Below are 14,743 nucleotides of genomic sequence, written 5' to 3' on the forward strand. Positions count from 1 at the left end.
GGGCTACCAGGTGAGCTGGAGGCATGCGCACATGGGCATGAGCGTGACCATTTCGGCGGCGGCTGCCGAGGACGCTGAGCAGATCTTCAAACTGCAGTACCTGGCCTTCCAGCGGGAGGCCGAGCTGTACGGCAACTACCTCATCCAGCCGCTCACCCAGTCCCTGGACTCCCTCAAGGGGGAGTTGGCGACGGACACCGTCCTGGTGGCCCGGCTCGGCGACGAGGTCGTCGGCACCGTGCGCGGCAACGTCGACGAGGACGGCACCGGCAAGATCGCCAAGCTCTGCGTGCACCCGCGCCTACAGGGTCACGGTCTCGGGGCGCGCCTGCTGCGCGCGGTCGAGGAGGCCCTGGCGGGCCCCGGCCACACCACCCGCTTCCGCCTGCACACCGGGCACAAGAGCGAGTCGAACCTGCGCCTCTACCGCAAGGCCGGCTACGTCAAGGTCGGCGGCCGCACCGCGTCCGACGGCGTCCAGCTGGTGATCCTGGAGAAGGAAGCCAAGGACCCGACCGACTTCACGGTCAGCGCGTAACCGCCCCTCAGCGCTTGCGCAGCCAGAGCATCCCGGTGATCGGCAGGATCACCGGGATGAACAGGTAGCCCATCCCGAACTGGGACCACACGGTCGTGTCGGGGAAGGACTCGGGTCGCACCAGGGTCCAGGTCCCCACGGCCAGCACACCGGCCAGCTCGGCGGCGCAGCAGATCAGCGCCGCCTTGCGGGCCTTCTCACCGCCGCGCACGAGCGAGTACGTGATGAACGCGTAGGCCAGCGCGGCCACGGCGGACAGCGAGTACGGCAGCGGCGCCCGGTCGAACTCGGTGGAGATCTGGAAGGCCGAGCGGGAGACCGCGCCCACCACCATCACCCCGTACAGCCACACCAGCAGCAGACCGGGCCCGGAGACCAGCCGCCCCCGTCCGGCGGTCGTGGTGGCGGCGCCGGTGGCGTCCGTCGTGTCGGAGTCAGGCACCGGTGGTTCCCCAGATGTCGTAGAGCCGTACTTCGAGGACGGCGAGCACGACGGCGCCGGCGGCCACCGTGATCGATCCCCACTTGGTCCGCTCGGTCAGCGAGAGCATCCCGGCGGCCGGTACCGCGGCGAACGCGCCCACGAGGTAGGCCACGAAGATCACCGCGCCCTCGTCGGGCTTCTCGCCCTGGGCCAGCTTGACCAAGCCGATCACCAGCTGCGCCAGGACCAGCACGGTCACGACGGCCATGCCGATGAAGTGCCAGTCCTTGGTCGGCTGGTCCCGCCATGCGGCGTGGCCGCACCAGGCGGCGAGGGCGAGTGCGGCCACGCCGATGGCGACCGTCAGGGCGTCGAGCATGCAGCGAGGGTATTACGGGCCGTAAGACCCGATGCGCGCACCCCTGTCTCCAGGAAGCCCGCGCGCTACCCGTGCGCCGTTCCCGCGCGCTGTCCCCGTGCGCGGCGCGGCGACCGTGGTCTTGACCACAGCGGACCGGGTCGCCGCACTCCGGACCGGGCGGGCCGAACGGCCCCGGCGGGCCGTGTCGGCGCAGGTCGGAGGCGGGGAACCGGCCTCGGGACGGAGGGCCGGCCTTGACCGGTGACGTCCGGTATGTGGTCGGAATGCGTCCGCTATGCGGACGTCTTTGATCGGTCAGGGGATACGTCTGCTTTACTGGGGCCCATGACCACGACGAGCAGCCGCACCCTTGCGACCGAGGCGACGATGACGCCCGGTGCTCGTTGTATGTGTCGAATGTGCGCCTTCTGAGGGCCCCTTCCTGAGCCTCGCGCCCCGAAGCGAGACCAGCCGCGCCACCACGTCACCAGCTGATGAACAGCACGGCTCGCTCCTGCCCCGCGCACGCGTCGACACCATCGTTTTCTGACGGTTCGTCCCGTATCGCGTCCCCAGATTGTTTGCCCCGTGCCCGGCACCCCGCTGCGCCGTGCACTCGACAGCGACGGAAATCCTGTGATCACCACATCGGGCCTCACGAAGGTCTACCAGTCCCGTGGCCGCGAGGTCACCGCCCTGGACGGCGTCGATCTCCACGTCCGCGAGGGCGAGGTCTACGGAGTCATCGGCCAGAGCGGCGCAGGCAAATCCTCCCTGATCCGCTGCGTCAACCTGCTGGAGCGCCCCACCACCGGCACCGTGACGGTGGACGGCGTCGACCTCACCGCTCTCGGCGGCCGCGGCCGCCGCGCGGGCAAGGAGCTCCGCGAGGCCCGCAGCCGCATCGGCATGGTCTTCCAGCACTTCAACCTGCTGTCCTCGCGCACCGTCCAGGCCAACGTCGAGCTGCCCCTGGAGATCCTCGGCGTCTCCGGTCGCGAGCGCTCCCGCAAGGCCCTCGAACTCCTCGACCTGGTCGGCCTCGCCGACAAGGCCAAGGCCTACCCGACCCAGCTCTCCGGCGGCCAGAAGCAGCGCGTCGGCATCGCCCGCGCCCTGGCCGGCGACCCCAAGGTGCTGTTGTCCGACGAGGCCACCAGCGCCCTGGACCCCGAGACCACCCGCTCCGTCCTGGGGCTGCTGCGCGACCTCAACCAGCAGCTCGGCCTCACCGTGCTGCTCATCACGCACGAGATGGACGTGGTCAAGACCGTCTGCGACTCGGCCGCCCTGATGAAGAACGGCCGGATCATCGAGTCCGGCACCGTCGCCGAACTCCTCGCCACCCCCGGCTCCGAGCTCGCCGCCGAACTCTTCCCGGTCACCGGCACCGCCACCGGCCCCGACCGCACGGTCGTCGACGTCACCTTCCACGGCGAAGCCGCCGTCCGGCCGGTCATCTCGCAGCTCTCGCGCACGTACAACATCGACATCTCGATCCTGGGCGCCGCGATGGACACCGTCGCGGGCCGGCAGATCGGCCGCATGCGCATCGAACTGCCCGGCGGTTACGAGGACAACGTCGTGCCGGTCGGCTTCCTGCGCGAGCAGGGCCTCCAGGTCGACGTCGTCGACGAGATCGACAACGAACTGGCCGAGCTGGTCAAGGATGGTGCCAAGTGACCTGGTCCGAAATGCAGCCGCTGCTCACCCAGGGCACCTACGACACCCTCTACATGGTGCTGTGGTCCACCCTGGTGACCGTGCTCGGCGGCCTGCCCATCGGCATCCTGCTGGTCCTCACCGACAAGGGCGGCCTCCTGCAGAACCAGCCGCTCAACAAGGTCCTCGGCGTGATCGTGAACATAGGCCGCTCGCTGCCGTTCATCATCCTGCTGATCTTCCTGATCCCGGTCACCACGGCGGTCGTCGGCACCTTCATCGGCCCCACCGCCATGATCGTCCCGCTCGCCATCGGCGCCGTCCCCTTCTTCGCCCGGCTCGTCGAGACCGCCGTCCGCGAGGTGGACCACGGCCTGATCGAGGCCGTCGAGTCCATGGGCGGCGGCATCCCCACCCTGGTCGGCAAGGTGCTCCTCCCGCAGGCCCTGCCCTCCCTGGTCGCCGGTGTCACCACCACCGTCATCACCCTCGTCGGCTACTCGGCCATGGCCGGCGCCGTCGGCGGCGAAGGACTGGGCTCCAAGGCCATCACCTACGGCTTCCAGCGCTTCGAGACCGGCTTCATGATCGCCACCGTCGTGGTCCTGATCGCCCTCGTCACGGTGATCCAGCTGCTCGGCGACGGCGCGGTGCGCCTCCTCGCCCGCCGCGGCCGGACCGCCTGAAAAGACTTTCCCCCCAACAGAGCCCGCACTTGTCGTGCTTGGGCCACCACCAGCAAGTCATCGGTACTTGTTCAGCAAGAAAGGCACTCTTCGTGCGTAAGAACATCAAGCTCACCGCCCTCGCCGCCACGGCCACCGCGCTCGCCCTCGGCCTCACCGCCTGCGGCAGCTCCTCGGACCCGTCCTCGGCGAAGGCCGACGGCGGCAAGGCCGACGAGAGCAAGCCCCTGGTCATAGCGGCGTCCCCGAGCCCGCACGCCGACGTCCTGAACTTCGTCAAGGACAAGCTCGCGGCCAAGGAAGGCCTCAAGCTGGAGGTCAAGGAGTTCACGGACTACGTCCTGCCGAACACCGCCACCGAGCAGGGCCAGGTCGACGGCAACTACTTCCAGCACAAGCCGTACCTCGACGACTTCAACAAGAAGAACAGCACCCACGTCGTGCCCGTCGTGAACGTGCACCTGGAGCCCCTCGGCCTCTACTCCAAGAAGATCAAGGCCATCGGTGACATCAAGGCCGGCCAGACCATCGCCGTCCCCAACGACACCACCAACGAGGGCCGCGCGCTCCAGCTGCTCGCCGCGAACAACCTGATCACCCTCAAGGAGGGTGTCGGCACCAGCGCCAAGCTGTCCGACATCACCGACAAGAAGGGCCTGGAGTTCAAGGAGCTGGAGGCCGCCACGGTCCCGCGCGCCCTGAACGACGTGGACGCCGCGGTCATCAACGGCAACTACGCCCTCGAAGCCAAGCTGTCGCCCGCCAAGGACGCGCTGATCCTGGAGAAGGCCGAGGGCAACCCCTACGCCAACTTCCTCGCGGTCAAGGACGGAAACCAGAACGACCCGCGGATCCAGAAGCTGGCCAAGCTGCTGAACTCCGACGAGGTCAAGAAGTTCATCGAGGAGAAGTACCAGGGCTCGGTCATCCCGGCCTTCGGTGCCCCGGCCGCCTCCTGAACCGGTATCTCCTGATCCGGTTCCTCCCGAACCGGTCATGAATCTCGGCCCCGCACGCACCTGACGGCGCGCGGGGCCGAGCTCTGCCCGCTTCCGGGCAACCCGGCCCTGCACATCACCCGGTCGATGCTGCATGCTGTGGCCTACGACCCGCACGCACGGTCCCGCACGAACGGTCCCGCACCGCGGTCGCATCGCACCACGGTCGCACCACGGTCTTAAGGCATGGAGCTGCGCATGACTACCACCTTCCCGGACGTCACCATCAGCACGGACCGGCTGGTGCTGCGCCCCTTCGAGGAAGAGGACGTCACCGCGCTGACCGAGATGATGAACGACGAGCACGTCACCGCCTGGACCGGTGCGCCCCACCCCTACACCCACGCCGAAGCACACGCCTGGGCCACCCGGCACTCCCACGCGGAACGCACCGAGGGCCGCGGCATCGTCTTCGCCGTCACCGAGTTCCTCACCCAGCGCCTCGTCGGCATCGTGCACCTGCAGGGCACCAACTGGCACACCCGCGCCACCGAGGTCGGCTACGTCACCGCCCCCTGGGCCCGCGGCGAGGGCTACGCCAGCGAATCCGTCCTGGCCGTCGCCCAATGGCTCTTCCGCGCCCAGGGGTTCGAGCGCCTCGAGGTGCGCACCGCCGCCGACAACACCGCCTCGCAACAGGTGGCCCAGAAGATCGGCTGCATCAGCGAGGGCGTCCTGCGCAACGCGTGGATAGTCCGGACGCAGACGGCCGACGGCGGCTGGGTCGACACCCGCACCGACCTCATCGTCTGGAGCCTGGTCCCCGAGGACCTCGACGAGGGCGACGGCTACGACGGGTACGACAGCTACGACAGCTACGACGGATACGCCCGCAGCACCGCGTTCCCGCAGCGCGCCGACGCGCACGGCCACCCCGTGGGCGCCGACTGGAACTGAACCGATGACCGGGTAGTCTCACCGTGCCCGCCCCGACGAAACCCCGCCCTCCCCCAGCCGCCGCTGGGAGGTGCCCCCTGCCAGACCAGGAGATTGACGACGATGGCCGACCGGGTCACGGTGATCGGCTGGGACGGTTCGCCCCTGACCGCGGGCGCCCGGTCCGCGCTCTCCGCCGCCACCCTCGTGGCCGGCGCCGCACACCACCTCGCCCTCCCCGAAGTGCCGCCCACCGCGGAGCGCATCCGCCTGGGCAGCGTCGGCCTCGCCGCACGCCGCATCGCCGGCCACCGCGGCACCGCGGTGGTCTTCGCCGACGGGGACCCCGGCTTCTTCGGCGCCGTACGCGTCCTGCGCGCCCCGGAGCACGGCCTGGAAGTCGAGGTGTTCCCGGCGGTCTCCTCCGTGGCCACCGCCTTCGCCCGCGCCGGCATGCCCTGGGACGACGCCCAGGTCGTCGTCGCCCACCCCCGCACCCTGCGCCGCGCGGTCAACGTCTGCCGCGCCCACGCCAAGGTCGCCGTCCTCACCTCACCCGGCGCCGGCCCCGCGGAACTCGCGCTGCTCCTCGAAGGAGTTCACCGCACCTTCGTCGTCTGCGAGGAACTCGGCACGGACCGCGAGCAGGTGAGCGTCCTCACCTCCGACAAGGCCGCCGACCACAGCTGGCGCGACCCGAACGTCGTCATCGTCATCGGGGGCGCGGGACCGGCTCCCGCCGACGCGAGCTGGCTCCTCGGCCAGAGCGCCGCCCGGTCCGTCGACCGCGGCTGGGCCGGGCCGCAGGCCGACGCGGGAGAAGGCGAGTCCGCCCAGCTCCGCGCGGCCCAACTCGCCCGGCTCGGCCCGCGCACCGGCGACCTCCTCTGGGACATCGGTGCCGGATCCGGCGGCGTGGCCGTGGATGCGGCCGCCCTCGGCGCCGCCGTCATCGCGGTGGACGCCGACCCGGCCGCCTGCGACCGCATAACCGCCGCCGCCCGCGAGCGCGGAGTGCAGCTCCAGACCGTCGCCGGGCGCGCGCCGCACGTACTGGAGAACCTGCCCGAGCCCGATGTCGTCCGCGTCGGCGGTGGCGGCGCCGCCGTCGTCGCGGCCGTCGCCGAACGCCGCCCCGAACGGATCGTCAGCCACGCCTCCACCCGTGACGAGGCGGAGGCGATCGGCAGGGCACTCGCCGAACACGGTTACGCCGTTGAGTGCGCGCTGCTCCAGTCCGTCGGCCTGGACACCCGGACCTGGGCCGAACAGGACCGTTCCGTGGTGTTCCTCCTGGCAGCGCAACGCCCCGCCACGCGCTGAGCCGAGGGCCGGGGTAGGCTGGCCGATCGTCGTACCGCTCCGGACGATTCGGGCATCGCGACACCACCGGGACGCGCGACGTGGCGCAGTCCACAGAGGACCGTGACGGTTATGGCCGCCGCGGTGGCCGACGGGCGCGACAATGCTTACTGGTTGTCGTGCAGGCGTATGCGAGACGAGCTCGTCGCACCGCAACCCCGCAGGCAAAACCGCTCGGCGGCCTCGTGGGCGACCGGGCGATCGAAGAGGCAACACCGATGGGCGAGGGGTAAGCATGACTGACACCGGCCAGGTCCCGGGCGAGGGTCTCCCGGACAGCGCGGGCATGGTGGATCAGCAGAGCGTCCCCGCTCCGGTCCAGATCCCGGCACCGATTCCCGCTGGCTACGCCTTCCAGGACCTCATGGACAACCCGGCCGAGCCGGAGGACGAGGAACTGCTGCTGATGCCGAGCGGCCAGGGCGCGTGGAGCGACCCGCAGGTCGTCCCGCAGGCCCCCGCCTTCCCCGCCGCGCCCCAGCTCGGCGAGCCGCAGATGTACCCGGACCCGTCCTACGCCGCCGCGCCCGCCTACCCCGAGGCCCCGGCCGCGTACACCGAGTTCCCCCCGCCCGTGTTCCCCGACGGCGGCTACAGCGCGGGCGCGCACGAGACGGGCGGCCGTGATTCCGGCGCGCTCGACCTCGGCGGGCTCGTCGTCCCGCCCCCGGCGGTCCCCGCGGCCCCGGTGGCTCCCGCGGCCCCCGTCCGGCGCCCCCTGCACATGGGCCCGCCCATGCCCGAGGCCAACGGCGGAGTCGTACGCTCCCTCGCTGACCGCGGCCCGGCCGCCGCGCCCGCCCAGGCCGTTCCGATGGCCGCCGTGAGCACCCCGTCGGCGTCCCTCCCGCTGCGCCAGGCGGGACCCCCGACCACGGGACCCGAATACCTGGACGTCCCGCGCGCCGAGGCCGCCCCGGCCCCCGCGGCCCAGCTGGGCGAGATCCCGCCGCAGGCCGGTGCCCCGTGGACGCCGGAGCCGGCGGCGGAGCCCGCCCCGGCCCCCGCCGAGGCCGCGGCGCAGCCCGTGGAGCCGGAGCCGGAGCCCGTCCCGGCCCCCGCGGAAACGGCGGTCCAGCCCGAGCCGGTGGTGGCCGAGCCGCTGCAGCCGGAGCCCCTCGCGGCCCCGCCGCAGCCGCAGCCGGAACCGATCGCGGTCCAGCCGGTTGCAGTGGATCCCGAGCCCGAGCCCGAGCCCCAGCCCGAGCCGGTGGCGGCCGTCGTGGCCGAGCCGGTCCAGCCGGAGCCCGCTGCCGAAGCACAGCCGGAGGTCGAGCCGGAGCCGGTGGCCCAGGCCGAGCCGATCGCGGCCCCGCCGGTGGCCGTGGAGCCGCAGCCCGAGCCCGTCGTCCCCGCCCCGCCGGTGGTGGCCGTGGCGCCCGAGCCGGTCCAGCCGGAGCCGGTCGTCGAGGCGCAGCCGGAACCCGAGTCCGCGCCCGAGCCCCAGCCCGAGTCCGCGCCCGAGCCGGTCCAGCCGCAGGCCGTCCAGCCCGAGCAGCCCGAGGCCCCGGCGGAGCCGGCCCCGGCACAGCCCGAGGTCGCCCCGGAGCCGGTCCTGGCGGAGCAGCCCGAGGCACAGCCGGAGACCGAGCCCACCACCCCCACCGAGGCCGCTGCCCCCACCGAGGCCGCCGAGGCCGCTGCCCCCGCCGAGGCCGCCGCCCAGGGCGAGCCCGCGGTGGACGTTCCGGCCGAGCCCGCCGCGGGCGAGCCGGCCCCCGGCTACGCCGACGCCGAGCGCGAAGCCGTCCTGCGCGTCATGCGCGAGCGTCGCGACATCCGCAAGGGTTTCCGTACCGACCCGATCCCGCACGAGGTGCTGCTCCGCGTCCTGGAGGCGGCCCACACCGCCCCCAGCGTCGGCCACTCGCAGCCCTGGGACTTCGTCGTCATCCGCTCCGCCGAGACCCGCCGGACGATGCACGAGCTCGCCCAGCGCCAGCGCGAGGCGTACGCGAAGTCGCTGCCCAAGGGCCGGGCGAAGCAGTTCAAGGAACTCAAGATCGAGGCCATCCTCGACACCCCGGTGAACATCGTCGTCACCGCCGACCCCACCCGGGGCGGACGCCACACCCTCGGCCGGCACACCCAGCCGCAGATGGCCCCGTACTCCTCGGCCCTCGCCGTCGAGAACCTCTGGCTCGCCGCGCGCGCCGAAGGCCTCGGCGTCGGCTGGGTCAGCTTCTTCGACGAGCGCGAGATGGTCCGCGAGCTGGGCCTGCCCGAGCACCTCGAAGTCGTCGCCTACCTCTGCGTCGGCTACGTCGACGAGTTCCCCGAGGAGCCCGAGCTGGCCCAGGCCGGCTGGTCGCAGCGCCGCCCGCTCTCCTGGGTGGTCCACGAGGAGACCTACGGCCGCCGCGCGCTGCCCGGCGAGGAGCCGCACGACCTGCTCTCGGAGACGGTCGCCAGCATCCGCCCGCTCGACGCGAAGGCCCTGGGCGAGGCCTGGGAGCGCCAGAAGCGCATGACCAAGCCCGCCGGGGCCCTCGGCATGCTGGAGATCATCTCCGCCCAGCTGTCCGGCCTCTCCCGGGTCTGCCCGCCGCCGATCCCGGAGCCGGCCGCGGTCGCGATCTTCGCCGGTGACCACGGCGTGCACGCCCAGGGCGTCACCCCGTGGCCGCAGGAGGTCACCACCCAGATGGTGGCCAACTTCCTGGGCGGCGGAGCGGTCTGCAACGCCTTCGCCAACCAGGTCGGCGCCGAGGTCTGCGTGATCGACGTCGGCGTCGCGGGCGACCTCCCCGCCACCCCCGGCCTCCTGCCCCGCAAGGTCCGCCCCGGCACGGCCGACCTCTCCACCGGCCCGGCCATGACCCGCGAGGAAGCCGTCGCGGCCATCGAGGTCGGCATCGAGACGGCCCGCGACCTGGTGGCGGCCGGCAACAAGGCCCTCCTCACCGGCGAGATGGGCATCGCCAACACCACGGTCTCGGCGGCCCTGATCTCGGTCTTCACCGGGGTGGACCCGGCCGAGGTCACCGGTCGCGGCACGGGCATCAACGACGAGACGCACGCCCGCAAGGTCGAGGTCGTCCGCCGTGCCCTGGAGCTCCACCAGCCCGACCCGGCGGACCCGATCGGCGTCCTGGCGGCCATCGGCGGCCTGGAGCACGCGGCCATCGTCGGCCTGCTCCTCGGCGGCGCGTCGCTGCGCACCCCGGTGATCCTGGACGGCGTCAGCGCCGGAGCCGCCGCCCTGGTGGCCCGTGCCATCGCCCCCGAGTCCCTGTCGGCGTGCATCGCGGGCCACCGCAGCGCCGAGCCGGGCCACGTCGCCGCGCTCAACAAGCTGGGCCTGCGCCCGCTGGTCGACCTGGACCTCCGCCTCGGCGAGGGCACGGGCGCCCTGCTCGCCCTCCCCCTGGTCCAGAGCGCGGCCCGCGCGATGCACGAGGTCGCCACGTTCGACTCGGCGGGCGTCACGGAGAAGTAGCCCAACCCCAGCCCCGCCGGCGTTTGAGGCGCTGGGTCCGGGGCGGAGCCCCGATCCGTGACCGGCACCCACGCACGGCGCAGGCCGACCCCGGGGCGGGCCGGGGCCGGCCCGTTGCCCCGGGCGCAGCCCCGTCCGCGCCTCGGGACGGCCCGCGCCGTATGGTGGACCAGCACCAAGAACCCGCACGTCAGCATCCCGCCGCTCCAGAGCCGCAGCGGCACGACAGAACGACCGCCGCACCAGGAGCCGCACCGCCATGGCCGAAACCCCCGCCTACCCCGTCGGTCTCCGACTCGCCGGCCGCCGCGTCGTCGTCATCGGCGGCGGCCAGGTCGCGCAGCGCCGCCTTCCCGCGCTCATCGCGGCCGGCGCCGACGTCCTGCTGATCTCGCCCTCCGCCACCCCCTCCGTGGACGCCATGGCCGAAACCGGCGAGATCCGCTGGGAGCGCCGCCGCTACCAGGACGGTGACCTCGCCGACGCCTGGTACGCGCTGATCGCCACCCAGAACCGCGAGGACAACGAGCGGGCCTCCGCCGAGGCCGAGCGCGAGCGCGTCTGGTGCGTCCGCGCCGACGACGCCTCCGCCGCCACCGCCTGGACCCCCGCGACCGGCCGCATCGAAGGCGTCACCGTCGCCGTGCTGACCGGCAACGACCCCCGCCGCTCCGCGGCCGTCCGCGACGCCGTCGTCGAGGGCCTGCGCGACGGCACCCTCACCGCTCCCGCCCACCGGCACAAGGCCACCCCCGGCGTGGCCCTCGTCGGCGGCGGCCCGGGCGACCCGGACCTGATCACCGTGCGCGGCCGCCGCCTCCTCGCCGAGGCCGACGTGGTCATCGCCGACCGGCTCGGCCCCCGGGACCTGCTCGACGAGCTCCCGCCGCACGTCGAGGTCATCGACGCCGCGAAGATCCCGTACGGCCGGTTCATGGCCCAGGAGGCCATCAACAACGCCCTGATCGAGCACGCCAAGGCCGGCAAGGCGGTGGTCCGGCTCAAGGGCGGCGACCCGTACGTCTTCGGCCGCGGCATGGAGGAGCTCCAGGCCCTCGCCGAGGCCGGCATCCCCTGCACCGTCGTCCCCGGCATCTCCAGCTCCATTTCGGTGCCCGGCGCCGTCGGGATCCCGGTCACCCACCGAGGCGTGGCCCACGAGTTCACCGTCGTCAGCGGCCACGTCGGCCCCGACGACCCGCGCTCGCTCGTGGACTGGGCCTCCCTCGCCAAGCTCACCGGCACCCTGGTGATCCTGATGGGCGTCGACAAGATCGGCCTGATCGCCGAGGCGTTGGTGCGCCACGGCCGCTCCGCGGACACCCCCGTCGCGGTGATCCAGGAGGGCACCACCGCCACCCAGCGCCGGGTGGACGCCACCTTGGCCACGGTCGGCGAGACCGTGCGCGCCGAAGAGGTCCGCCCGCCGGCCGTCATCGTCATCGGCGAGGTCGTCCGCGTGAACGGACCGGGCGACCGCACCCCGCCCACCACCAGCGCCTGACAGGCCGTTGGCACCGCACCCCGGACAAGGCAGTATCACCCTGTGGCTGATCTCATCACCGTCAACGACCCCGACGACCCGCGCCTGCGCGACTACACGGGCCTGACCGACGTCGAACTCCGGCGCAGGCGCGAGCCCGCGGAAGGCCTCTTCATCGCCGAGGGCGAGAAGGTCATCAGACGCGCCAAGGACGCCGGGTACGAGATGCGCTCGATGCTGCTCTCCGCCAAGTGGGTCGACGTCATGCGCGACGTCATCGACGAACTCCCGGCACCGGTCTACGCCGTGAGCCCCGAGCTCGCCGAGCGCGTCACCGGCTACCACGTGCACCGCGGGGCCCTGGCCTCCATGCAGCGCAAGCCGCTGCCCACGGCCGAGGAGCTGCTCTCCACGACCCGCCGCGTGGTCGTCATGGAGGCGGTCAACGACCACACCAACATCGGGGCCATCTTCCGCAGCGCCGCCGCCCTGGGCATGGACGCGGTGCTGCTGTCGCCCGACTGCGCGGACCCGCTCTACCGCCGCTCGGTGAAGGTCTCCATGGGAGCGGTGTTCTCCGTCCCCTACGCCCGCCTGGAAGCCTGGCCGAAGAGCCTGGACTCGGTGCGCGAGGCGGGCTTCAAGCTGCTCGCCCTCACCCCGCACGAGAAGGCGACGGCGATCGACGTGGCCGCGCCGCAGTCCTTGGAACGGGTCGCGCTGATGCTCGGCGCCGAGGGCGACGGCCTGTCCACGCCCGCGCTGGTCGCCGCCGACGAGTGGGTGCGCATCCCCATGGCGCACGGCGTGGACTCGCTGAACGTGGGCGCGGCCGCCGCGGTCGCCTTCTACGCGGTGGCCCAGGGCCGCGCCTGACCGAGCGCGACGGGGCTACAGCTTCTGGGCCGCCGCGATGCCCAGCGCCACGATCAGCGTCACCACGACGAACACGATCAGCCGCTGCCGCATCAGCTTCGGATCCGGCCGCGAGGGGCGCCGTCCCGTCCCCGTCGTCCTGGGGGCCGGACGGCCCCCCGTACGCCCCGAGGGCGGCCGGGAGGACGGCCCGCCGGGGTGCTGCGGGTTGCGCGAGGACGAGGGCCGCGAGTGCGGACCGCTCGGGGAGCCGCCCTGGGCCCGGGGCGTGGTGCTGCCGCCCGTACGACGCTCCGTACGCCGGCCGGGGTACTCCTCGGCCCCGCCGATCCGCTCCGCCTCGGGCAGCCGTCCGGTCGGCCGCTCGACCCGGGCCCGCTGGGCCGGCGGACGCCCGTCGGAGAGCCCCTGCGCCTCGCGGGCCGCGATCTCCTTGAGCCGCATGGACAGCTGGAGCGTGCTGGGCCGCTCCTCGGGGTCCTTGGCGAGGCAGGCCCGCACCAGGGGCGCCAGCGCGTCCGGGACCCCCTGGAGGTGCGGCTCCTCGTGCACCACGCGGTACAGCATGACCTCGGAACTGCCGTGCCCGAAGGGCGAGTCGGCGGTGGCCGCGTAGGCCAGGGTGGCGCCCAGGGCGAAGACGTCGGTGGCCGGGGTGACGGCGGCGCCGCGCACCTGCTCGGGTGCGAGGAACCCGGGGGAGCCGACGGCCGTACCCACATGGGTGAGGGTGCTCGCTCCCGTGGCCCAGGCGATGCCGAAGTCGATGATCCGGGGGCCCTTGGGCGACAGCAGGATGTTCGAGGGCTTGAGGTCGCGGTGCACGACCCCCGCCTCGTGGACGGCCACCAGGCCCTCGGAGAGCGCGGCGCCCACGGCGGCGATCTGCGCGGCCGTCAGGGGGCCTTCCTCGGCCACCTTGTCGTGCAGCGAAGGCCCGGGCACGTACTGGGTCGCGAACCAGGGGCGCTCGGCCTCCAGGTCCGCGGCCACCAGGCGCGCGGTGCACCCGCCCCGGATCCGCCGGGCGGCGGACACCTCACGGGCGAACCGCGAGCGGAACTCCTGGTCCTCGGCCAGATCCGGCCGGATGACCTTGAGCGCGACACGCTGCCCGCGCCGGTCCGATCCCAGGTAGACCACGCCCATGCCGCCGGCTCCGAGCCGCCGGTGCAGTCTGAACGAGCCGACGACACGCGGGTCCTCGCGCCGGAGCCGCATCATCGCCATGTCCACCCCGCTGACCGGTCGTCCTGTTGACGTGGCACAGCTTACGGACCATCCGGCATGCGTGCTCAGAGGCCGCGCCCTCGCCGGGGGATTCGGTTGTCAGTGCGCCACAGCACACGTGAGGGGGCTTCGGCGCTCTGGTCAGGGAGCGCTCCCGGGACGGTCCACCCGGCCAAGCAGCCCTTTTCCCAAGGGGATTGGCGCCCGGGAGCGGGTTCGGGCCCGCTCCGGCGCGTCCGTGGGCGGCTCCCGGCCGAGTCGATCTTGCCGGGGGCCGGTGGGCGGACACGCGACGACAGGCAGTGACGGAAGTGAGCGAAGTCACTACCCTCCGGTCATCCCCTCCGGGAAGACCCCCATAGCGGGGGAGCGATCTCCACCCAGGGGAGTACGCGGGGGAGGCCCCGTCATCCTCCCGGAGGCCCGGCAATGGGTACGAGGGCATGAGGTCAGGAGCCGCCCGCCCGCCTAGTGTTGAAGACAAGCGGCGGGTGGCGCACTCGTCCCCCGAGGTCACGAGCCCGCCGCTGCCAGACGACAGGGAGAGGGCCATGGCGGACATCGCACGGCAGGGACGCAAGGCATTCGCGTTCAACGGCCACGAGTCCGGTACCCGCCACCCGCTGGTGGCCGCGGCCATGGTGCTCCCCCTGGCCGCCCTGCTGCTCTTCCTCTTCGGAGGCTTCGAGCAGCTGGCGGCACAGGCGTCGTCCGTAGGCGTGATGCTGGGGCGCTGAGCGGCACCCCAGGTCCGGAAGAGCGGTCCGGACCGGGACATCGGCCTGTCGAACCCCGTGGGGACGGGGGA

The 14,743-nt window shown here is 72.9% G+C and carries 13 protein-coding genes; 10 read left to right on the forward strand and 3 right to left on the reverse strand.

The window, feature by feature from the left end; translation table 11 throughout:
- Nucleotides 1-31 precede the first annotated feature (31 nt).
- Nucleotides 32-538: a GNAT family N-acetyltransferase gene (locus tag OG386_RS33680; RefSeq protein ID WP_189740114.1), complete on the forward strand. Its 507-nt coding sequence runs from the start codon at nucleotides 32-34 to the stop codon at nucleotides 536-538.
- 7 nt (nucleotides 539-545) lie between these two features.
- Here OG386_RS33680 and OG386_RS33685 read toward each other — a convergent pair whose 3' ends face one another.
- Together OG386_RS33685 and OG386_RS33690 are read right to left on the reverse strand one after the other, a co-directional pair.
- Nucleotides 546-980 carry a hypothetical protein gene (locus tag OG386_RS33685; protein WP_328791197.1) on the reverse strand — a complete coding sequence of 145 codons (435 nt, stop codon included), beginning with the start codon at nucleotides 978-980 and terminating at the stop codon, nucleotides 546-548.
- On the reverse strand, nucleotides 973-1,341 hold the full coding sequence (locus tag OG386_RS33690) for a hypothetical protein (RefSeq protein WP_327386357.1): 369 nt from the start codon (nucleotides 1,339-1,341) through the stop codon (nucleotides 973-975). The genes OG386_RS33685 and OG386_RS33690 overlap by 8 nt, the downstream gene beginning before the upstream one ends.
- A gap of 618 nt (nucleotides 1,342-1,959) precedes the next feature.
- On the opposite strand from OG386_RS33690, the gene OG386_RS33695 reads away from it, so the two are divergent.
- The 8 genes from OG386_RS33695 (at nucleotide 1,960) to OG386_RS33730 (ending at nucleotide 12,705) form a co-directional block, all read left to right on the forward strand.
- Nucleotides 1,960-3,006: a methionine ABC transporter ATP-binding protein gene (locus OG386_RS33695; protein WP_328791198.1), complete on the forward strand. Its 1,047-nt coding sequence runs from the start codon at nucleotides 1,960-1,962 to the stop codon at nucleotides 3,004-3,006.
- Nucleotides 3,003-3,671, forward strand: coding sequence for a methionine ABC transporter permease (locus OG386_RS33700; protein WP_030010866.1), 669 nt, complete (start codon nucleotides 3,003-3,005; stop codon nucleotides 3,669-3,671). The genes OG386_RS33695 and OG386_RS33700 overlap by 4 nt, the downstream gene beginning before the upstream one ends.
- Before the next feature lie 92 nt (nucleotides 3,672-3,763).
- Entirely contained in the window at nucleotides 3,764-4,630 is an 867-nt protein-coding gene (locus OG386_RS33705; protein WP_328791199.1) for a MetQ/NlpA family ABC transporter substrate-binding protein, read from the forward strand.
- 237 nt (nucleotides 4,631-4,867) lie between these two features.
- Complete coding sequence (locus tag OG386_RS33710) at nucleotides 4,868-5,566, forward strand: GNAT family N-acetyltransferase (protein WP_328791200.1); 699 nt, start codon at nucleotides 4,868-4,870, stop codon at nucleotides 5,564-5,566.
- Nucleotides 5,567-5,668: 102 nt separating this feature from the next.
- Nucleotides 5,669-6,868, forward strand: coding sequence for a precorrin-6y C5,15-methyltransferase (decarboxylating) subunit CbiE (gene cbiE, locus OG386_RS33715; RefSeq protein WP_328791201.1), 1,200 nt, complete (start codon nucleotides 5,669-5,671; stop codon nucleotides 6,866-6,868).
- 274 nt (nucleotides 6,869-7,142) lie between these two features.
- The gene (gene cobT, locus OG386_RS33720) at nucleotides 7,143-10,346 is read left to right on the forward strand and encodes a nicotinate-nucleotide--dimethylbenzimidazole phosphoribosyltransferase (protein WP_328791202.1); all 3,204 of its coding nucleotides are present in this window, start codon (nucleotides 7,143-7,145) and stop codon (nucleotides 10,344-10,346) included.
- 259 nt (nucleotides 10,347-10,605) lie between these two features.
- The gene (gene cobA / locus OG386_RS33725; protein WP_328791203.1) at nucleotides 10,606-11,850 is read left to right on the forward strand and encodes a uroporphyrinogen-III C-methyltransferase; all 1,245 of its coding nucleotides are present in this window, start codon (nucleotides 10,606-10,608) and stop codon (nucleotides 11,848-11,850) included.
- Between the two features lie 42 nt (nucleotides 11,851-11,892).
- Nucleotides 11,893-12,705: a TrmH family RNA methyltransferase gene (locus tag OG386_RS33730; RefSeq protein WP_266598560.1), complete on the forward strand. Its 813-nt coding sequence runs from the start codon at nucleotides 11,893-11,895 to the stop codon at nucleotides 12,703-12,705.
- A 15-nt stretch (nucleotides 12,706-12,720) separates the two neighbouring features.
- Here OG386_RS33730 and OG386_RS33735 read toward each other — a convergent pair whose 3' ends face one another.
- Complete coding sequence (locus OG386_RS33735) at nucleotides 12,721-13,935, reverse strand: serine/threonine-protein kinase (protein ID WP_328791204.1); 1,215 nt, start codon at nucleotides 13,933-13,935, stop codon at nucleotides 12,721-12,723.
- A 551-nt stretch (nucleotides 13,936-14,486) separates the two neighbouring features.
- Here OG386_RS33735 and OG386_RS33740 point away from each other — a divergent pair.
- The gene (locus tag OG386_RS33740) at nucleotides 14,487-14,672 is read left to right on the forward strand and encodes a hypothetical protein (RefSeq protein ID WP_030010266.1); all 186 of its coding nucleotides are present in this window, start codon (nucleotides 14,487-14,489) and stop codon (nucleotides 14,670-14,672) included.
- The last annotated feature ends 71 nt before the right edge of the window (nucleotides 14,673-14,743 follow it).

The sequence above is a fragment of the Streptomyces sp. NBC_00273 genome, assembly GCF_036178145.1.
Lineage (GTDB): Bacteria > Actinomycetota > Actinomycetes > Streptomycetales > Streptomycetaceae > Streptomyces.